We start from the raw sequence: 18,814 nt of genomic DNA on the forward strand, positions 1-18,814 counted from the left end.
TATAAACTCTGAATTATTAATAAATTAACCATAAGGGCCGGGGTCGGTGCTGCCTTTAGTCGGGTCGTTCTCGCTGGATGACGTTCAATGGGCGACTGATGACGAGGACCTCGGCAGCAGCATGTCCTCGCCCGTCCGGATCAGCCGCGCCGTGCGCGCCATCACCTCGAGCCCCGCCTCGGTCTCGGCAATCTCGGGTGCCATTTTGTCTAGCCCATCGGCCACCTGAAACAGCATCGGCAACATATCACCCCGTCCGACCGCTTCGGCCGATCTGGCGAGCTTGCGCAACGCCTGCGAATATCGCGATATCAAGGCGAGCTTCTGGTCTGCGGGAATGTTGGAGAACGAATGTTTTTCTTGCGGCGACAGTGTTGACTTCGACATGGACGCGGACCTTTTGGACGTCAATGAACGCGCATCCGCCATTCTTTGTTCCAGCGCGGATGCTGTGCGAGGATCGGTCGCTGCCTTGTCTCGAAGTGGCGTGGAACTCACCGACCGTGATTGCCGTTGATATCGATGAACACGGGAGGTTTCCATGCAGTTGATCGATACACGAGTGACACAGGCCGGTGACGTCTTCACCGTCGAATTCTTGGGCGAAGGAGGAGAATCGATCTCCGTCAAGATCGACAACTCTCATGGCGAGCTCGACGACTCCACAGCCGTCGACCACGCCAAGGTGATGATGGTCCAGCTGACCAGCTTTGCTGCCGGGGAAGCGGATGGCAGCATCAACCGTTACGATGCCTTGAGCAACGGAAATTTCGACGAAGGCAGCAGGGGCCTGATCGGCCAGCCGAGCGCACGTTCGACCCATGACAGTAAGGTGCTGGAGGAAGAACTCAATGAAGGTCTTGAGGATAGCTTTCCGGCAAGCGACCCTGTCTCGGCCACGGTGTCGTCCACTCCTGCCAACGCGCGACGGCACTGAACTCATGCGTTTCCAGTTCCAAATGCAGGCGAAGGCTGCCCGCTCCAGCGGGCAGCCTTCTTCTTGCATGACAGATGGATGTCAAAACTGAGAAACAGCTGAAAACCGGCGGTGTCTGATTGACATGCGAGCCTTCTAGAGAGGGCACGAGAAGGAAGCACGCACCACGCGCTTCCCAGGTCTCGGAGACGCGCCGATGAAAATCATTCAGATCACCGACACCCATTTCAGTCCCAATAAGCCGCATTTCAACGGCAACTGGGCGCCGCTTCTGACCTGGATCGAAGCGACCGGCGCCGACTTGATCGTTCATACCGGCGATCTCACGGTCGACGGTGCCGACAAGGACGAGGACATCACCTTCTCGATGGATCTGATGCGCCAGGTGTCGATCCCAATGCTGATCGTCCCCGGCAATCACGATGTCGGCCACCTCAAGGGATCCGACCAGGCGGTCGATGCCGAGCGGCTGTCGCGCTGGCGCAGCCTTGCCGGTCCCGACCGCTGGCTGGAGGATGCGGCCGGCTGGCGTTTCATCGGATTGAATTCGCTGCTTCTCGGTCATGAGGATGACGAGGAGGAAGCCCAGTTCGAATGGCTCGACCAGGCGCTTTCCGACAGCGCGGGGCGGCGTGTGGCGCTTTTCGCCCACAAGCCGCTGTTCGTCGATGCGCCTGACGAAGGCGATACCGGATATTGGAGCGTTCACCCCGCTCAGCGCCGGCGGCTCTACGATATGATCTCAGCCCATGACGTGGCCCTGTTTGCCAGCGGCCACCTTCACTGGGCCTGGCAGGGCCGCTTCGACAATACCCAACTGACCTGGGGTCCGTCGGCCGCCTTCATCATCGACAAGATGGAGCGGGAGATGCCGGGCGAGCGTCTGATCGGCGCCGTCGTCCACGAATTCGATGCCGATGTCGAAAGCACTATCGTCGCCGTTCCCGGCATGACCGCTTATGTACTCGACGAGGTCGTGCACGAGGTCTATCCGCAGGCGGTCAGAGAGCGGGAACCCGTCGAATGAGCGCGCTCTCGATTCGCGGCATCACCAAGGCTTTCGGCGACAACCAGATCCTCGATGGCGTCAGCCTCGACGTCGAGGCCGGCGAATTCATCGCGCTGGTCGGCCCCTCCGGCTGCGGCAAGAGCACGCTCTTGCGCATTCTTGCCGGCCTGGACCATGCCGACCGCGGTGAGATCCTGATCCGCGGACGGGACATGTCCGGTGTGGCGGCCGCCGACCGCAACATCGCCATGGTCTTTCAGTCCTACGCGCTCTATCCGCACCTGACGGCCTCGCAAAACATTGCGGTGCCGCTGGCAATGCGCCGGTTGTCGAGAGTAGAGCGGCTGCCTTTCGTGGGATCGCTGATTCCAGGTCAGCGCGCTACCCGCGCGGCGATCGCCCGCGACGTCAGGGAGATGGCGACATCGCTGAAGATCGACCATCTGCTCGATCGCAAGCCCGGCCAGATGTCGGGCGGCCAGCGTCAGCGCGTGGCGTTCGCTCGCGCCATGGTGCGCCAGCCAAGCATCTTCCTGATGGACGAGCCGCTGTCCAACCTCGACGCCAACCTGCGCGTCCATGCCCGCGGCGAGATCGTCGACCTGCATCGGCGCGCCGGCGTGCCGACCCTCTATGTCACCCATGACCAGGCAGAAGCGCTGTCGATGGCAGACCGCGTCGCCGTGATGATGGGCGGCAAATTGCTGCAGATCGCCAGCCCTGAGGTCATCTACGACGATCCCGCCCATATCGAGGTCGCCCGCTTCATCGGCCAGCCGCGCATCAATCTGCTTCCGGCTGCGGCCGAAGGCGGCACCATTGCTTTCGGCGGCTTGCGCCTGACACTTGAAAATGCACCAGACAGGAAGGTGCCGGTCACGCTCGCCATTCGTCCCGAATTCGTCTTTCTGTCCAAGAACCGGCATGACGGCCTTGCCGCCCATGTCGAACGCGTCGAGTTCCTGGGCTCCGAGGTCATACTCCATTGCCGGCTTGATGCGGTCGGCGAGACTGTCGTTGCCAAGGTTCAACCATCCGAAGCCTCGGGCCTTACGGCAGGCGATGCGGTGGGGCTTCGATTGTCGCCGGGCCGCACGCTGATCTTTGCCGAGGACGGCAGCCGGCTGGCCGGCAGCGTTGCAACAGGTGATGCCGGGCTCGGCAACGCCGATGCCGGGCTCGCGATGGGCGATGCCCCGCGGGAGAGGGCGCATGGCTAGCGTTGTTTCCATGGCCGCTCCGCACGATTCTGCTGTTGCGCATCGGCGTAGCGAGGCCCGCATCGCCTGGATGCTGGTGCTGCCGGCAATGATCCTGCTTTTTCTCTTCGTGCTTTTGCCGGTTGCTTCAGTCATCATGCTCGGCTTTACCGATTTCGAACTCGGCTACGGCAAGTTCCGTTTCGTCGGCGAGCATCCCGCCCTGAACGCGACCTGCTCCAATGTCGCCATCGAAAACGCCTCCTGGTGACAGATAAGGCGCAATCCCTTAGGAGACTTCGATGACATTGGTCTGACACAGGCGGCTAATTCGAGTTTTCACTTCTTATCCAATCACACACATGGAAGTTGAAGCGAAATGCAACCTGTGGAATAGTCAGATCAACGCTTCCCATCTCTTAATGCTTATCTCCTGGACAAGAATGTCTCACAAAATGGAATGCGCCGCCGCCTGGCGGTTTCTCGCGACCGTCTCCCTTGTCGCAAACTTCGCCTCGCCGGCCTATGCGGACACCCTGTCCGCGTCCTGGCCACAGACGCAAAGCGATCTCCAGGCCGATTCCGACGTCCATTTCGGCACGCTCGCCAACGGTATGCGGTTTGCGATCATGCGCAATGCCACACCGCCCGGACAGGCCGCAATCCGCTTTCGCATTGGCGCCGGCTCGCTTGAGGAAAACGACAACCAGCAGGGCCTTGCGCATGTTCTGGAGCACATGGCTTTCAAGGGTTCGACGCATGTCGCCGAAGGGGAGATCATCCGTATCCTGCAGCGCAAGGGCTTGGCCTTTGGACCGGACACCAACGCCCATACCTCTTATGATGAGACTGTCTATGCGCTCGATCTTCCCGAGGTCGATGCCGACACGGTTTCGACGGGCCTGATGCTGATGCGAGAGACGGCAAGCGAGCTGACCCTCGATGCCGGCGCCTTTGATCGCGAGCGCGGCGTCATCCTGTCGGAGGAACGGCTGCGCGATACGCCGCAGTATCGCGCCGGGCTCGGAATCATGAATTCGTTGCTCGCTGGCCAGCGCGCGACCATGCGCGCGCCGATCGGCAAAGCCGACATTATCAGCAATGCGCCGGTGGACCTCGTTCGCGATTATTACCGGGCCAACTACCGGCCGGATCGGGCAACGCTGATGGTGGTGGGCGATATCGACCCCGCCGCCATGGAAATCGAAATCCGGCAGCGCTTCGGCGACTGGAAGGGCGTGGGTCCGACGCCTGCTAAACCGGATCTCGGCACACTGGAGACGAAAGGCGAAAGCACCGGCGTCCTCGTCGTTCCCGGCGGCATGACTAGCGTACAGATCGCCTGGACGCGTCCTTACGACGCCACGGCGGACACCTTCGCCAAGCGCCGCACCGAGCTTGTCGAAGATCTCGGCCTGATGGTGCTCAAACGTCGGGTGAGCACCATCGCCAGCAAGGCGGATGCCCCTTTCATCAGCGCGGGCGTCGGCTCCCAGGATCTCCTCGATTCCGCGCATGTCGTGCTGATCTCGGCAAATTCCGAGCCGGACAAATGGCAGGCAGCCCTCACGGCCATTGACCAGGAACAGCGTCGCATCGAAGAGTTCGGCGTTGCGCAGGCTGAGATCGATCGCGAAATCCTCGAATATCGCTCGGCCCTCCAGGCTGCCGTGGCCGGAGCCGAGACGCGCACGACCACCGACATTGCTTCCACACTGGCCAGCAGCGTCGATGATAATCAGGTCTTCACGTCGCCTGCCCAGGATCTCTCACTGTTTGAAACGATGACGAACGGCGTCACGGCGGCCGAGGTCAATCAGGCCCTGCAACTTGCTTTCACAGGCAACGGTCCGCAGGTCGTGCTGCAGACAGCCCAATCACCGCAGGCCGGCGCCGATGCGGTACGCCAAGCCTATGACGCTTCAAAGGCTATTGCCGTCTCGGCGCCAGCCAGTGTCGCTGACGTCGCCTGGCCCTACACCCATTTCGGCGAACCCGGGGCTGTGGTCGAACGCCGCGCCGTCGATGATCTCGGCTTGACCATGGTGCGCTTTTCCAATGGCGTACGGCTTACCGTCAAGCCGACCAAGCTGCGCGCCAACGAAGTGCTGGTGCGCGAAGATATCGGCCGCGGCCGACTGGATCTACCGCACGACCGTCCCGCCCCGATCTGGGCATCCCCGGCCGTCGCGCTGTCCGGCGTGAGGGCCATGGATTACCAGGATGTACAGAAAGCGCTGACGGCCAACATCGTCGGCATCGACTTCTCGGTCGGCGACAGCTCCTTCCAGTTCGACGGTCGTACACGGACTGAAGATCTTGTGACGCAATTGCAACTGATGACGGCATATACCTCTGATCCCGCGTACCGCCCCGAGGCGTTCAAGCGTGTGCAGCAGGCCTATTTGAGCGGCCTCGATCAGTATCAGGCGACCCCCGGCGGCGTCGTCAGCCGTGATTTCGCAGGTCTCGTGCATTCCGGCGATCCGCGCTGGACCTTCCCCGATCGCGCTGAGTTGTCCGCCGCCAAGCCAGGCGATTTCGAGGCGGTGTTCCGGCCTATGGTTTCCAGCGGCCCGATCGATATCACCATCGTCGGCGACGTTACGGTGGACGACGCAATCCGGCTGACAGCTGAAACCTTCGGTGCTTTGCCGCCGCGCCCGGAGGCGGGGCCGAGCAATGCTCGGGGCGACGTGCGGTTTCCGGCGGCAAACGAGAAACCCGTTTTGCTGACCCATAGCGGCAGGGCAGACAACGCCGCCGCCGCCGTAGGGGCTCCGATCGGCGATTTGCTCTCCGATCTGCCGCGGTCCTTCACCGCCAATATTGCCACCCAGATTTTCCAAAACAGGCTGATCGACCGGTTTCGTATTACAGAAGGCGCAAGCTACGCCGTGGAGGGCGACGCTAATCTGTCAAGGGAAGTCCCCGGCTATGGCTACGCATTTTTCTATGTCGAGACGGCCCCGGCAAAGATTGCGCGCTTCTATGCTCTTGTCGACGAGATCGCCAACGACCTGCGGGCGCATGATGTCTCTCCGGACGAGTTCGCGCGTGCACGGGAACCCATTATCGAGACACTGAAGCATCAGCGGCAGAGCAACGAATATTGGATCGAATATCTGCGCGGCGCTCAGACGGATGCGCGTCGTTTAGATCGGATACGCGACAATCTCAGCGGCTACGACAAGGTCACCGCCGGCGATATCCGCGAATTTGCCAAGACCTATTTCAGCCCGGAAAAATTCTGGAAATTCGAAGTGCTGCCGGCTGCGGTCCGATAGGCGCTTCGAAGCCCCGCCGGCGCATCTCGTCTCGGATGGGACCGGAGCCCGGCGCGAGACATCGTCCCGCGCAGCCGTGCGGAAAAGAGGTGCGTCGTGCACTCGCTCATGAGCGGCGTTTGACCACGCGCATATTCATCTCCGCGCGAAGCGTAAAGCCGAGCGCGAGATAGAGGGAAATGGCGGATGTGTTTGCCGCATAGGCATGCAGATAGGCGGTATCGCCGTTGGATGCGATTTCGCCGGCAACGAAGCGGAAGAGCAGGGTGCCGAGACCGCGCCCCTGGAAATCGGGATGGGTGCAGAGCCCGCTGAGCTCGATGAAACCGGTCTGCCGCATCCGCTGCCCAGCCATCGCCACCAGCCGTCCGTCGCTTCTGATGCCCCAGAAGCTCCCCAGGCACTGGGCGCGCAGAGTGAATGGCCCGGGTTTGGTCAGTGTCGCCAAAGCCAGCATGTCGGCGGCGTCGGCCTCCGTCAGCATCTCGATGCGGGAATCCGAAATTTTCGCATGCGGCTGCTCGGCAATCATCTGGACCGACGGTGCCTCCGTGGCGATGGCAAGGCCCGCTGGAATGGCGATCGGCCCGGCTTCGACGAGGATCATGCTCTCCTCCTGCGAAGGCAGATTCTCGAGGGCGTCGAGGCTTTCGGGCCTATCGTCAGCGGAGGCGGCGAAGGAGACGATCGATGGTGGGTATCGCCGCGCGTTTTCGTTCCCCTCCGCAAGGCCGGCATGCGCCGTCTTAAGCGCGGTCCAGATCGGCCGGTCGAGGATATGGGTCATGCTTCTTCCTCCTTGCCCGGCTTGCGGCGCGCAAGCGGCACCGCCGCAAGCCCGTCCTCGATGGCTGCGAGCTGTTGGAGAATAGGCCCTTCGAGATCGCCGCAAAGATCCGCAACGGCGGCCGCGATGCGCGGCCAGATCACCTTTTTCGAATGATCGACGAGGTCCTGTCCCTTGCTGGTCAGCGAGACCAGTTTGCGGCGCTGATCGTCCGCGGCCGGCTGCATATCGACAAAGCCGAGTTCGAGAAGCTGGCCGATGGTGCGCGTTGCACCGGGCTGGGTAATTCCTACTGCCTGGGCAAGCTCGCCGATCGTCAGCGGTCCGGCCCTGTCGATTGCCGCAAGAAAGGGATACTGACCCGCCTGGATGCCGAGACCGGCCTCGTCGATGACCTGCTGCGTATCGGCCTGCAGCCTCTCTCCAATACGCCGCAACCGGCTGCCCATGCACATAAAGCCGAGCGTTCGGACCACATCCTCGACCATGCCGCCTCTCCATTTGCAGTACAGGTTATATAACAGGTTATATAATAAATCGGAAATTTGGGGGCAGGTGAGGCTAACTGCGAGAGCAGCAGAAGGAAAACGCCCTGGCGTGACTCGCCGCACATCGACTTCAGGCGCCACGGTCGCCGTACGGCTTGAGGATCGCCGGCCTATATCGCGATGGGCCGTGCCGCCCGCCAGACCAGGGGAACCAGCACCAGGGCGGCGGCCGGAAGCACGATCCAGTTGATCGTCTCCCAGCCGGAACTGTGGAGAAGCGATCCGGCCGAGAAGGACGCGCAGGCGACTGTACCAAAGACAAGGAAGTCGTTTGCACCCTGCACCTTGCTGCGTTCCGCCGGCGTATGGCAGTCGGCCACCATGGCGGTTGCGCCGATGAAGCCGAAGTTCCAGCCGATCCCGAGCAGAACCAGCGAGAGCCAGAAGTGGGCGATGTCGAAGCCGGAGAGCGCGACGGCCGCCGAGCAGCCGATGAGGAGGAGACCGACGGCTGCGATCCGTTCCTTGCCGAAGCGCACCATCAGGCGGCCGGTAACGAAACTCGGGGCATACATGGCGAGAATGTGCCATTGGATCCCCAGTGCCGCCTGGTCGATCGAGTGACCATGCCCGACCATCGCGATCGGTGACGCGGTCATCACGAAGGTCATCAAGCCATACGAAACGACACCGGTTGCGATGGCGAGGAGATAGCGCGGCGAGGTCAAAATCTGGACAAGCGGCCGTTCCGGGGCGCTTTCCGGTGCATGAGCCGCCCGCGGCGTCGATGTGCGAAGAAAGAGCAGCACCGGAAACGCCAAGGCGGCAAGGGCGGCCTGGCTGAGGAAGCTCCCGGCAAAGGGTGTTCCCGGAAGGGCGTCGCGCGTCCAGATGACGAGCTGCGGCCCGATGATCGCGGAGACCAGGCCGCCGACCATGACCCGGGCGATCGCTTTATGGCTCTGCGACCCGGTGGCGTTGTCGGTCGCGGCGAACCGGTAGCTCTGAACATAGGAGGAGTAGAAACCTGCAAGACAGGTGCCAAGACAGAAGACCAGGAAGCTGGAGAGCACGATCCCCAGTGCAGCGATCAGACCGGAGATCATGCCGATCGCCGAGCCCAGCAGATAGCCGGGCTTGCGTCCGAAGCGACGCATTACCCAGGCGGCAGGGAGCGTCCCGAGTGCCAGCCCAAGGCTGAGAAGGCTGACGGGAAGGGTGACGAGATCGGGATCCGCTGACAAATGCTGTCCGACCAGACCGCCGAGCGAGACGATGATCGGGGCATTGGCGCCACCGAAGGCCTGCGCAATGGTAAGGACCCAGGAGTTGCGCTTCGCGGCTGCCGGGTCGGCCGAGGCTTGATGTATGATGTTCATCTGGAATCCATCTTCGACAGAATGTCGGCGACTGCTCGACCCGCAGCGGTAACTGCGCCGGCAAGGTAACCAGGTTCGGAGGGGCTTGTCTCGCTCTCTGCCAGGATGAGGTGGTCCTTCCACAGGCCAGACACCCATTGCGGCTTCCGGGAAGCGGATGCCCGCCGCCGGCGCGCAGCGGCGGTGATCCAGGCCGCAGTCGCGGCGAGGAGCGTCGCCCTCGTGCGCAAGGCGCTCGTGGCGCAGGAACTCGACAGCGGCAGGCTGGTCCATCTGTTGCCGGATATCCGCTGGTCGGTGAAGTGGGCGTATTACATCGTCGCCTCGCCAAAGGCGTTGCGTCGATACCAGGTTGCAGCGTTTCACGACTGGCTAGCCTCACGCCCGATGTAACGCCGAGGAGTAATCCCCGAACGCAAGACCGATCACTTCAAACAGCCATATTCGAGGCTGCCGACATCACTTCCCGAGGGGCGGGACCGCCGAACATATGGCGGCCACCCTCCTCGACTTCCGTGAAACACCAGCGCACGACGCCATCCCGATCGAGCAGGAATTCGCCGACAAGCTGGCCATAGCCGGTAGCGATCATCTGCGTGTCATCCTCGGTGAATTCGTAACCATCCGCCTTGTCGAGATAGTCCACCGCCGCCATCACGTCCATGGGCTCGGGGAGCTCGCCCGGCATGTCGATACGCATCGAGGTCACCGTGCTCATGCTGAGCTTGTGCGGCCAGTCATTCTCGGCTTCGGTGAACTGGACATTTGGCAGGCCGAACGCCCTGTGCGACATCCGCTCAGGGTCGGAGGCCGCCAGCAGGTTGGGAAGCGGGTGGTAGCGGAAATAGAGGCGGGCACGGTCGATCGGCGTATTCACCACAGTCAGGCTGTCGATACCTTTTTCCTGCAATGCACCGGTGAGTTCGGCCATGGCGGCGATCTGCCGGCGGCAGAAGGGGCAATGCAGTCCGCGGAACAGCCCGACAAGCACCGGCTTTTGACCGCGAAAATCGTCGATGGCGATCTTGCCCTGGCGGGTGATCGCATCCAGCACCACGTTCGGCGCGCGATCTCCAGGCTGCAATGGTCTTTCCGAGTGGTTCTCCTGCATGTTTAATTCCTCCCTTTATCTGTCTGAATCAGTTCGACTAACCGATCTCCAGTCGTGGTACGAAGAGGAGGATCAGTCGAGGAACGGCAAGACGACAAGTGTGCCTGGATCGAGGTTGTGGCGAATGCACACATCCTGTGCCAGCGTGAAATACCGCTCCGCCTCGTCCATGTCGTCATGCTCGAGGCTCAGTGTCGCCAAGCCATCATAGCACGGAAAGAGCAGTTGCGGCTCGTCAATTTCCTTCGCAACCTCAAGGGCTTCCTCGTAATACTTACGAGCTAGCTTCGGCTCCCCGTGGCACTGATGAATCTGCCCGAGGACGATCAGCGGCACGGAGAGATGATCGCGCTGATCGAGAGCCCGGTCGATTTCGACGGCCTTCTCCGCCGACGGAACACCCTCGGCGGCGCAGCGATCAGTAAAGGTACAGCAGGAAACGGCGAGATTGGCGAGAAGCCGCGCCTGGAAGCCGAGATCGCCGATACGGGTGGCGACCTCCAGTCCGCGCCGGCAGATCCTGATGGCGTTGGCCGGGTCGACGATAGTGTAGAGAACGCCGAGATTGGAATAGGCGCGGCACGCTGCACTTTGCAAATCGGCCTTTTCGGCGACCGCAAGGCTGCGCTCCACTTCCTGCACGGCATCGCGGCGGCGTCCAAGGCGCGCCAGAGCCACACCCTTGGTGTTCAGCGCCTCCGCCATCGCGCGCGCCGCCTCCCGCCCGGCCTCGGTCGTTCCGTCGACCGGCAGCGTCTGCAGGCATTGCAGCGCCTGCGTCGCCCACTCGGCGGCGGCAGCTTGATCGCCCATGCGGAAGGCCAGATGGCCGCGCTCCTGCAGCAGATGCGCGTGCTCGACCGGCGCATCGATCGTCGCGATCATCGCTTCGGCCGCGGCGCAATGGGTCTCCGCCTGGTCGCGGCGCCCCGCATCAAGATGTAGACGGCCAATCTTTCGCAATATCCTCGCTGCAGCTATCCGGTCGTCTTTGGCGCGGTGGATCGCCAGCGCGCTATGATAATGGTTCAAGGCATCGTCGCGCCGGCCCGCAGGACCACAAAGATCGGCAAGACGCTCCAGCAGCGCCAATTGCTCCGGCGTCACCTCCGGCTCGTTGGCAAAGGCCGCAAGCGCCTGACGGTAAAGGCGCATCGCATCGTCATTGGCATAGGTTTTGCGCGCCAGATCGCCCGCCGCCATCAGATACCCGGCTCCCTTGGCCTTTTCGGTCGTCAGGCTGAAGTGATGGCCGAGCTGCGCCAGATGCTCCGGCCGATCGGGCGCCGCGCCATATTGGTGTTCCAGAACCCGGCCGATCCGAAGATGAAGCTCCATGCGCCGTTGCAACAGGAGATTATGGTAGATGACGTCGTGCATCAGCGTCTGGCTGAAACGATAGCCCGGCAACCCGCCGGCATCGGGACCGCGCAATTCTTCGATGATATTGGCATCGCAGAGAAAATCCAACGCGGCATCGATCGCGCCGGGGTCGGTCGCCACGGTGCGGAGGAGGGCGGTATCGAACTTCGGGCCGACCACCGCCGCCTCCTGCGCCAACCGTCTTATCTCTTGCGGCAGACGATCGACGCGAGCAAGCAACAGCGCTTGCAGATTGACGGGTATATCGACATCCGTATCGTCGGCCGCGAAATGCCAGCGCTGACCGTCATTGTGCAACGTGCCCATGTCGATCAGCACCCTAAGGATTTCTTCGATGAAAAGCGGATTGCCGCCGGCGCGGTCAAGGATCCGCTTTCGCATCGTCACCGGCAACTTGCCATGACCCTCGCCGAAAAAGGCAGCAAGCAGCTTCTGCCCCTCGGCTGCAAAGAGCGGTTCAAGACGCTGCACGGTGACGTTGACGCGATTGGAGTTCAGCGGATCGGTCTGCGATGTCGGCCGGTAGATCGCAAGCAGCATCAGCCGGCTGCGCTCCAGCCGATCCATCATGAAGCGGAGCACTTCCAGCGAGGCAACGTCCGCCCAGTGCAGATCCTCGATGACAAGCAGCAAGGGACCTTGCGCCAACCGCCGCTCAAAGACGGTGCGCACCGCATAGAAGATCTGTCGTCGCAACTGTTCCGGCTCGATGTGCCGTAACGCCCCGTCGGGATCGCCGAGACCGAGGACATGCAGAAAGAGCGGCAAAAGTCCCTCGACGTCCTCCTGCGTGAGATCGAGCGCGCGGAAACCTGTCGTCAGCAGTTGCCGTGTCCTGTCGAGATCATCCCGCTCGCCGATGCCATAAGCGCTGCGCACAACCGCGGCGAGGGTGCCATAGGATTGCTCGCCGAGGGGAGAGCAGGTGGCTCTGCGTATGGCAAGGCCCTGGAATCGGGCCGCATTGGCGGCGGTCCCGACGAACTCGTCGACCAGCCGCGACTTGCCGATACCGGCCTCGCCGATCAAGCGGACGAGCTGCGCCGCACCGCCGCAGGCAAGATCGAGGCATGTCAGCAACCGCGACAACTCCGTATCCCGTCCGATCATCGGCGCCTGAAGGCCGAAACTTTCGAGCCCGCGCGCCGTATGCGGCGCTTCCAGCAGCCCGGTCAGCCGATGGACGAGGACGTTTCCGCTTTTGCCGCGCAGGGTCTGTGCGCCCAGACTGTCGAAGGCAAAGGCATGGCGGGTGAGCCGATAGGTCAATGGCCCGACCAGGATATCGTTTTCGCCGGCCATCGATTGCAGGCGCTGGGCGGTGTTCACCGTGTCGCCGGTTACGGAATAGGATTTTGTGCTGACTGCGCCGAAGCCGCCGGTGACAACAGGTCCGCTATTGATGCCGATATGCAGACGCAGCGGCACGCCGGCGCGTGAGCGCCAGCGCGCGCCGACTGCAGTCGCCCGACCGATCATATCGAGTGCGGCCCCGAGCGCCCGAACCGGATCGTCCTCATGTGCGACCGGCGCGCCGAACAGCGCCAGCAGCGCATCGCCGACGAACTTGTCGACGAAGCCGCCATAGGCCTCGACCGCCTGGGTCATCTCTTCGAACAATTCGTTCTGCAGCAGCCGCATGATTTCAGGATCGATCTGCTCGCTCAGCGTCGTGAAACCGCAGAGATCGGCAAAGAGCACGGTCACCGGCCGCCGGTCGGCGTCGCCATCGGATTTGGACGGCACCACCTCGATGCTTGGCTTCGGCGCAGGCTGGGCTTTGCCTGAGATCGACGCGCCACATTTGGGGCAAAAGGCAAAATCGGGCTGACAGGGATTGCCGCAAGCGGCGCAGGAAAGAGGCTGCCTTGCGCCGCATCGCGGACAGAAGGCAAAACCGCTTTGAACATCGAAACCGCAGCCGGCGCACTCCATCGCAGGCATCTCACGAAAACCGATATGTGACGGCTAGGTCAGCCGCAACCACGGGCCCTTAAAACAGAGGATCAGCATGAACCTGCTGCCCCGTGCCGGCAAGCACTAAACAGCCGGGGGAACGCCGATTGCCGTTGAATACATGGCGCTCTTGAGATCCGCGCCGAATGTCGGATGACGTCATCTCGTCCCTGCAAGAAACTGCCGAAATCTTTCGGATTTCGGATTGGTAAAAAGTTCGTCAGGTTCGCCCGCTTCTTCGACGACACCCTTGTGAAGAAATACCACTTTACTGGAAACGTCTCGCGCGAACCCCATCTCATGCGTTACAACCAGCATGGTCCGACCTTCCTCAGCAAGAGAGCGCATCACCTTGAGCACTTCTCCGACGAGTTCGGGATCAAGCGCAGAGGTCGGCTCGTCAAACAGCATGACCCTGGGCCGCTGCGCGAGTGCGCGAGCGATCGCAGCCCGTTGCTGCTGCCCGCCAGACAAGTGCGCGGGATAGAAATTTCGCTTGTCGACGATGCCGACCCGTTCGAGCAGAGCTTCAGCCTCGGCGATGCATTCGGCGCGGTTGCGTTTCTGCACGTGCACCGGCGCTTCGATCACATTCTCCAGGATGGTCATATGAGACCAAAGGTTGAAGCTCTGAAACACCATGCCGATGTGTTCGCGCATCCGATCGACTTGCCTGCGGTCAGCGGGCTCCGTTCTATGCCCCGCTTTCTTCAGAGCATACATCTCACCGCCGATGCGAATTTCTCCGCTGTCGGGGACTTCGAGCATATTGAGGCACCTGAGCATCGTCGATTTTCCGGAGCCGGATGAACCGAGAATGGAAATCACATCTCCCTCATGTGCTTCCAGGGAGACCCCCTTCAAGACTTCCAGTGGGCCAAAGCATTTCCGAAGATCCTTGACCGAAACGGCAGCGCTTTTATCATTGTTGTCGCTTGCCAAAACTGTTCCCCTGTCAGACATGCACACTCCCGTTTAAGATTGCAGCCGCATGCGCATGTGAGGCGAAAGCCAAAATTCGACCACCATGAGCATGCGCGTAACGACGAAAATGATCGCAAGGTAGATCGCGCCTGCGACGATGAAGATCTCGAAAGCGCGGAAGCTGTCGGCGATCAATTTTCCAGCCAGGCCGGTGACTTCCATGATCGTGATGACAGACGCGAGTGCCGTTGCTTTGAGCATCAGGATGATCTCGTTGCCATAAGCTGGCAGCGCATGCCTGATGGCAATCGGCAGGATGATGCGTCTGAACAAAAGAACGCCCGACATGCCGCAAGCGCGTGCCGCCTCGATCTCCTGGATGGAGACGGCCTGCAGGCCGCCACGGAAAATTTCGCTGCAGTAGGCCGCGGTGTTCAGAGTGAGCGCTAGCACCGCACACCAGTAGGGTTCGCGAAAGAACCCCCAGACGCCAAGATCCTGTAGCTCATGCCGGAATTGGCCAAGTCCATAGTAGATCAGGAACATTTGGACGAGCAGGGGCGAACCCCTGAATATGAAGACATAAGCGCCGGTTAAGGTTCGACCCATCGCACCGCCGGTCACGGCCAGCAGCGAAATCGCAAGCGCCAAGGCGCTTCCTGCGAGGATGGATGTAATTGCAAGCTCAAGGGTTAGCGGCAAACCGCCCAGAAGCGTGAGAAACGTTTCCCACAGAAAGCCCGTATCCATCACAACGCCCCCCTTATGCCCTGGGTCGTTCGAGCTTCCATGCGTCGGAACAGGATTGAAGAGAACCAAGTGATGACGAGATAGAGGACAACCGCCATCAGGTAGAACTCGAAGGGCCGGCGGGTAGAGCCGGCCGCGATTTGCGATTGGCGCAGGAGTTCGACCAGACCTGTGACAGAGACCAATGCGGATTCCTTCAGCACGAGTTGCCACGTATTTCCGAGACCCGGAATGGCGTAACGAAGGACGAGTGGAGCAACGATGCGCCTGAATTTAGGCCATGGCCGCATACCGACGGCGCTGGCGGCTTCGATTTCACCGCGTGCAACCGATCTGTAGGCTCCGCGAAAAACCTCAGCCTGATAGGCGGCCGAAACCACGCCAAGCGCCAGGGTTCCGGTTAGAAATGCCGGCATTCCGATGAATCCTTGATAGCCGAACAGACCCCCCACGGATCCGAGGAATGCACTGCCGCCAAAATAGAAGAGATAGATGACCAGAAGGTCCGGCACACCGCGCAGAATGGTCGTGTAACCGTCGGCGAGCCATCGGATGGCCATGTGACGGGATAGCTGCATGAAGGTGATAATCGTGCCGATTACCGTTCCAGCGAGAAAACCGCAGACGGATACACCGATTGTCATGGCGGCTGCGGTCAGAAGGAGCCAACCCCAACCCGTTTGCCCGAAGCCAACCAGAGCCAGGTAACTGTCGATAGGTGCCATGCGTGGACCTCTTGGTGAAGGATCGGGTTTCAGTCAGTCGGCCGCTCGCCGATGCGCCCAGATGCGCTGGAGCTTCGACATGTTTTTCAGCGAGCTTTGAACATGGGCGCGGGCTGCGTCTGCGGCGGCTTCCCTGTCGCGTGCACAGATGGCGTCTGCGATTGCCCGGTGCTCGTCGAGATCCGTGTGCTCCAGATCGACCCAAAGGACTTCGAGCCAAAGGGCCAGGCGAAGCTGCTGGTAAACTTGATCCGTCGCCCTTACGAGCGCCTCGTTGCGAGTCGATTCCACGATGACGCGATGGATGTATAGTCCAAGATCGAGGTTGCGGGCCGCGTCGGACGGCGTCTTGTTGGTCGTCTCCTTGAGTTCCACCATCTGGGAAATGACACCCCGAAGCCGATCGAGGTCTTCCTCGGTCGCCACCTCGCAGGCGAGCTGGGCGGCGCAAACATCGAGCGCTTCACGAACGACCAGCAAATTGCAGAACTTGGTGACATCAAGATCGGTCACCGTATAGCCAAAATTACGCTGCCCGACGATGAGCCCTTCCTCTTCAAGCTTCATCAGCGCTTCACGCAACGGCGTTCGGCTGACGCCGAAGCGCTTGGCCAGTGAAATTTCTGAAAGGCGCTCCGAGGGGCGGAGCTGGCCGCTCAGGATCAGGTCCTTCAATTGCGAATATGTGCTTTCACGCAATGATCCTCGCTGTTCCGTTTTGGTCGATGCCAAGCAATTCCCCTTCCATCTCTGGTCCATTCACCGGTCCGGCGAACGCCATCATAACTTTTTCCCTCTTGCTCGATCAAGAAGAATACGATTATGTATACAATGTTGACTACAACACGCAATGGTTCTAATCGGCTTTTTGAACGCGGCTTGAGATTTGGTTCAGGACATGGAGGCTCAATGCCGGAGATTCTCAATCTGGACGACCTGCGGAAGCGCTATTCCAACGCTTCAGGCGCTGAGATGTTCGATCCGGAGTTTCGAAAGGTCGCCGAATTGGTCTTTGGCGAGGGGGATAGTCGCCAGGCGCCCTATAGCGGCGTTCCGACATTGCTGAAGGCCCCGTATCGTCCAGACGCCGCACCCGATTTTGCGGGTATGGACATTGCGCTTTTCGGAATACCGATGGATCTCGGGGTGACGAACCGATCGGGTGCGCGGTTCGGGCCGAGAGCCGTCCGCAATGTCGATCGGGTTGGGCCTTATGATCATGTTTTGCGGGCCGTCCCGACGGCGCATGCACGCATTGCCGATATCGGCGATGTCCCATTCAAAAGCCGCTTTGATCTTGCTGCCTCTCATGACGATATCGAAGGATTTGTCCGCAGGTTGGTAGAGGCGGACGTTGTGCCGCTTGCAGTCGGCGGCGACCACTCGGTCGGCCTTCCCATTCTCAAGGCCGTTGGCAGGGATCGACCTGTGGGGATGATCCACATTGACGCCCATTGTGACACTGGTGGTTCATTTGAGGGGTGCAAGTTCCATCATGGCGGACCGTTCCGCCAAGCGGTACTGGATGGTGTGCTTGATCCCAGGCGGACTGTCCAGATCGGAATTCGAGGGAATTCCGAGTATCTCTGGGAATTTTCCTATGCTTCCGGCATGACCGTCATACATGCCGAAGACGTTGGCGATCTCGGCATAAAGGCCGTAATCGCAAAAGCGAGAGAGATCGTCGGATCGGGTCCAACCTACGTCAGCTTCGACGTCGACTCTCTGGATCCGGCATTTGCGCCTGGCACGGGAACGCCCGAGGTCGGTGGACTGACCTCCGCCCAGGCCCTTGGCATTTTGCGCGGTCTTATAGGGTTGGACATCGTCGGCGGCGACGTCGTCGAGATCGCTCCGCAATACGACCCAACGTCGAACACGGCGCAAATTGCCGCTCAGGTTCTATTCGAACTCCTCTGCCTTGCGGCCGAGGCAATCAAGGTTCGCGCGTCCTAGCAATCGGCTGGATGTCGCGAAGTCTGCAACCGCCTTGCTTGGGAATAGGGCAGGGCGCAAAAAGGGGAATAGAGACATGCAACTATCAAAGCTTTTGTTGACGTCCGCTCTGCTCGGCGTCATGTCGGCCGGCGCTGCCACCGCGCAGACAAAACCAACCGAGATCACAATTGCGACCGAGGGCGCGTACGAGCCCTGGAATTTTACCGGTCCTGACGGCAAGCTCGCGGGGTTCGAGATCGATCTCGCCAATGACCTTTGCGCCCGCATGAAGATCAAATGCACCATCGTGGCCCAGGACTGGGACGGGCTGATTCCGTCGCTCAATGCCAAGAAGTTCGACGCCATCATGGCCTCGATGATCGTAACCGAAAAGCGTCTGGCGGTCATCTCGTTCAGCAAGCCCTACGCCCCGACCGCCGCCGCATTCATGGTCGACAAAACCGGTCCTCTGGCAGATTTGCCGGGGACGGGGACGACGGTCGACCTTGCCGCAGACAAGGCGAAGGTCGAGCAGGAATTGCAGCCGCTTCGAGACGCCCTCAAAGGCAAGGCCGTGGGCGCCCAGGTTTCAACGGCGAACGCAGCTTTTCTCGACGCCTATTTCAAGGGCGTTGTCGATCCAAGAGAATACAAGACCGTCGAGCAACATGACCTGGACCTCCAGGCCGGTCGCATCGACGCCGTGGTTGCCCAGAAAACGTCATTGACTGCAACCCTCGGAAAGGACGACTTCAAAGACTACAAGATCGCCGGCCCGACCTTCAAAGGCGGAGTCTTCGGACAGGGGATCGCGGCGGGTATCCGCAAGGACGATACAGTCTTGAAGTCGATGTTCGACGCTGCGATCGACGCGGCGGAAGCGGACGGCACGATCAACAAGCTTGCGCAGAAGTGGATCAAGACATCTCTTGATTGATTAA

The 18,814-nt window shown here is 61.0% G+C and carries 17 protein-coding genes and 1 pseudogene; 8 read left to right on the plus strand and 10 right to left on the minus strand.

The window, feature by feature from the left end:
• Window positions 1-84: 84 nt before the first annotated feature.
• Window positions 85-387 carry a hypothetical protein gene (locus J3O30_RS11515; protein ID WP_207584312.1) on the minus strand — a complete coding sequence of 101 codons (303 nt, stop codon included), beginning with the start codon at window positions 385-387 and terminating at the stop codon, window positions 85-87.
• Between the two features lie 154 nt (window positions 388-541).
• Between J3O30_RS11515 and J3O30_RS11520 the strand changes: the two genes are divergently transcribed.
• The 5 genes and pseudogenes from J3O30_RS11520 (at window position 542) to J3O30_RS11540 (ending at window position 6,432) form a co-directional block, all read left to right on the plus strand.
• Window positions 542-937, plus strand: coding sequence for a hypothetical protein (locus J3O30_RS11520; RefSeq protein WP_207580485.1), 396 nt, complete (start codon window positions 542-544; stop codon window positions 935-937).
• 196 nt (window positions 938-1,133) lie between these two features.
• On the plus strand, window positions 1,134-1,964 hold the full coding sequence (locus J3O30_RS11525; RefSeq protein WP_207580486.1) for a metallophosphoesterase: 831 nt from the start codon (window positions 1,134-1,136) through the stop codon (window positions 1,962-1,964).
• Window positions 1,961-3,166 carry an ABC transporter ATP-binding protein gene (locus J3O30_RS11530; protein WP_207580487.1) on the plus strand — a complete coding sequence of 402 codons (1,206 nt, stop codon included), beginning with the start codon at window positions 1,961-1,963 and terminating at the stop codon, window positions 3,164-3,166. The genes J3O30_RS11525 and J3O30_RS11530 overlap by 4 nt, the downstream gene beginning before the upstream one ends.
• A pseudogene (locus J3O30_RS11535) lies at window positions 3,159-3,356 on the plus strand (sugar ABC transporter permease); the annotation flags it as partial. The gene J3O30_RS11530 and the pseudogene J3O30_RS11535, both read left to right, overlap by 8 nt.
• 232 nt (window positions 3,357-3,588) lie before the next feature.
• Window positions 3,589-6,432, plus strand: coding sequence for a M16 family metallopeptidase (locus J3O30_RS11540; RefSeq protein ID WP_207580488.1), 2,844 nt, complete (start codon window positions 3,589-3,591; stop codon window positions 6,430-6,432).
• A 106-nt stretch (window positions 6,433-6,538) separates the two neighbouring features.
• On the opposite strand, the gene J3O30_RS11545 is transcribed toward J3O30_RS11540, so the two are convergent.
• The 3 genes from J3O30_RS11545 to J3O30_RS11555 all read right to left on the minus strand — a co-directional run bounded on the left by J3O30_RS11545 (window position 6,539) and on the right by J3O30_RS11555 (window position 9,086).
• On the minus strand, window positions 6,539-7,219 hold the full coding sequence (locus J3O30_RS11545) for a GNAT family N-acetyltransferase (RefSeq protein ID WP_207580489.1): 681 nt from the start codon (window positions 7,217-7,219) through the stop codon (window positions 6,539-6,541).
• Entirely contained in the window at window positions 7,216-7,707 is a 492-nt protein-coding gene (locus tag J3O30_RS11550; RefSeq protein ID WP_207580490.1) for a MarR family transcriptional regulator, read from the minus strand. Before J3O30_RS11550 ends, J3O30_RS11545 begins: the two co-directional genes overlap by 4 nt.
• A gap of 170 nt (window positions 7,708-7,877) precedes the next feature.
• Complete coding sequence (locus J3O30_RS11555; protein WP_207580491.1) at window positions 7,878-9,086, minus strand: MFS transporter; 1,209 nt, start codon at window positions 9,084-9,086, stop codon at window positions 7,878-7,880.
• 105 nt (window positions 9,087-9,191) lie between these two features.
• Between J3O30_RS11555 and J3O30_RS11560 the strand changes: the two genes are divergently transcribed.
• A complete protein-coding gene (locus J3O30_RS11560; protein WP_246762663.1) occupies window positions 9,192-9,479 on the plus strand; it encodes a hypothetical protein in 288 nt (95 codons plus the stop codon).
• A 37-nt stretch (window positions 9,480-9,516) separates the two neighbouring features.
• Here the strand turns inward: J3O30_RS11560 and J3O30_RS11565 are convergent, their stop codons facing one another.
• From J3O30_RS11565 to J3O30_RS11590, 6 genes are all read right to left on the minus strand, one after another.
• Window positions 9,517-10,197 (minus strand): peroxiredoxin-like family protein, encoded by a 681-nt coding sequence (locus tag J3O30_RS11565; protein ID WP_207580492.1) that lies wholly within the window; start codon window positions 10,195-10,197, stop codon window positions 9,517-9,519.
• A gap of 72 nt (window positions 10,198-10,269) precedes the next feature.
• Window positions 10,270-13,515 carry an adenylate/guanylate cyclase domain-containing protein gene (locus tag J3O30_RS11570; protein WP_207584313.1) on the minus strand — a complete coding sequence of 1,082 codons (3,246 nt, stop codon included), beginning with the start codon at window positions 13,513-13,515 and terminating at the stop codon, window positions 10,270-10,272.
• A 180-nt stretch (window positions 13,516-13,695) separates the two neighbouring features.
• Window positions 13,696-14,499, minus strand: a complete 804-nt coding sequence (locus J3O30_RS11575) for an ATP-binding cassette domain-containing protein (RefSeq protein ID WP_207580493.1) — start codon at window positions 14,497-14,499, stop codon at window positions 13,696-13,698.
• 12 nt (window positions 14,500-14,511) lie between these two features.
• Complete coding sequence (locus tag J3O30_RS11580; RefSeq protein ID WP_207580494.1) at window positions 14,512-15,210, minus strand: ABC transporter permease subunit; 699 nt, start codon at window positions 15,208-15,210, stop codon at window positions 14,512-14,514.
• Window positions 15,210-15,935 carry an ABC transporter permease subunit gene (locus tag J3O30_RS11585; protein ID WP_207580495.1) on the minus strand — a complete coding sequence of 242 codons (726 nt, stop codon included), beginning with the start codon at window positions 15,933-15,935 and terminating at the stop codon, window positions 15,210-15,212. The genes J3O30_RS11580 and J3O30_RS11585 overlap by 1 nt, the downstream gene beginning before the upstream one ends.
• A 33-nt stretch (window positions 15,936-15,968) precedes the next feature.
• Entirely contained in the window at window positions 15,969-16,694 is a 726-nt protein-coding gene (locus J3O30_RS11590) for a GntR family transcriptional regulator (RefSeq protein WP_207580496.1), read from the minus strand.
• A 150-nt stretch (window positions 16,695-16,844) separates the two neighbouring features.
• Between J3O30_RS11590 and speB the strand changes: the two genes are divergently transcribed.
• Together speB and J3O30_RS11600 are read left to right on the plus strand one after the other, a co-directional pair.
• Window positions 16,845-17,891 (plus strand): agmatinase, encoded by a 1,047-nt coding sequence (gene speB, locus J3O30_RS11595; RefSeq protein ID WP_207580497.1) that lies wholly within the window; start codon window positions 16,845-16,847, stop codon window positions 17,889-17,891.
• 76 nt (window positions 17,892-17,967) lie between these two features.
• Window positions 17,968-18,810, plus strand: a complete 843-nt coding sequence (locus tag J3O30_RS11600; protein WP_207584314.1) for a transporter substrate-binding domain-containing protein — start codon at window positions 17,968-17,970, stop codon at window positions 18,808-18,810.
• Window positions 18,811-18,814 lie beyond the last annotated feature (4 nt).

Source organism: Rhizobium sp. NZLR1, from assembly GCF_017357385.1.
Classification (GTDB): Bacteria; Pseudomonadota; Alphaproteobacteria; order Rhizobiales; family Rhizobiaceae; genus Rhizobium.

Bases quoted from the DNA above. Each gene is read 5' to 3' on its own strand.
- J3O30_RS11600 (WP_207584314.1), top strand. From the start codon at position 17,968: ATGCAACTATCAAAGCTTTTGTTGACGTCCGCTCTGCTCGGCGTCATG.
- J3O30_RS11540 (WP_207580488.1), top strand. From the start codon at position 3,589: ATGTCTCACAAAATGGAATGCGCCGCCGCCTGGCGGTTTCTCGCGACC.
- J3O30_RS11575 (WP_207580493.1), bottom strand. From the start codon at position 14,499: ATGTCTGACAGGGGAACAGTTTTGGCAAGCGACAACAATGATAAAAGC.
- J3O30_RS11515 (WP_207584312.1), bottom strand. From the start codon at position 387: ATGTCGAAGTCAACACTGTCGCCGCAAGAAAAACATTCGTTCTCCAAC.
- J3O30_RS11545 (WP_207580489.1), bottom strand. From the start codon at position 7,219: ATGACCCATATCCTCGACCGGCCGATCTGGACCGCGCTTAAGACGGCG.
- J3O30_RS11520 (WP_207580485.1), top strand. From the start codon at position 542: ATGCAGTTGATCGATACACGAGTGACACAGGCCGGTGACGTCTTCACC.
- J3O30_RS11525 (WP_207580486.1), top strand. From the start codon at position 1,134: ATGAAAATCATTCAGATCACCGACACCCATTTCAGTCCCAATAAGCCG.
- speB (WP_207580497.1), top strand. From the start codon at position 16,845: ATGCCGGAGATTCTCAATCTGGACGACCTGCGGAAGCGCTATTCCAAC.
- J3O30_RS11585 (WP_207580495.1), bottom strand. From the start codon at position 15,935: ATGGCACCTATCGACAGTTACCTGGCTCTGGTTGGCTTCGGGCAAACG.
- J3O30_RS11570 (WP_207584313.1), bottom strand. From the start codon at position 13,515: ATGGAGTGCGCCGGCTGCGGTTTCGATGTTCAAAGCGGTTTTGCCTTC.
- J3O30_RS11555 (WP_207580491.1), bottom strand. From the start codon at position 9,086: ATGAACATCATACATCAAGCCTCGGCCGACCCGGCAGCCGCGAAGCGC.
- J3O30_RS11560 (WP_246762663.1), top strand. From the start codon at position 9,192: ATGAGGTGGTCCTTCCACAGGCCAGACACCCATTGCGGCTTCCGGGAA.
- J3O30_RS11550 (WP_207580490.1), bottom strand. From the start codon at position 7,707: ATGGTCGAGGATGTGGTCCGAACGCTCGGCTTTATGTGCATGGGCAGC.
- J3O30_RS11590 (WP_207580496.1), bottom strand. From the start codon at position 16,694: ATGGACCAGAGATGGAAGGGGAATTGCTTGGCATCGACCAAAACGGAA.
- J3O30_RS11580 (WP_207580494.1), bottom strand. From the start codon at position 15,210: ATGGATACGGGCTTTCTGTGGGAAACGTTTCTCACGCTTCTGGGCGGT.
- J3O30_RS11530 (WP_207580487.1), top strand. From the start codon at position 1,961: ATGAGCGCGCTCTCGATTCGCGGCATCACCAAGGCTTTCGGCGACAAC.
- J3O30_RS11565 (WP_207580492.1), bottom strand. From the start codon at position 10,197: ATGCAGGAGAACCACTCGGAAAGACCATTGCAGCCTGGAGATCGCGCG.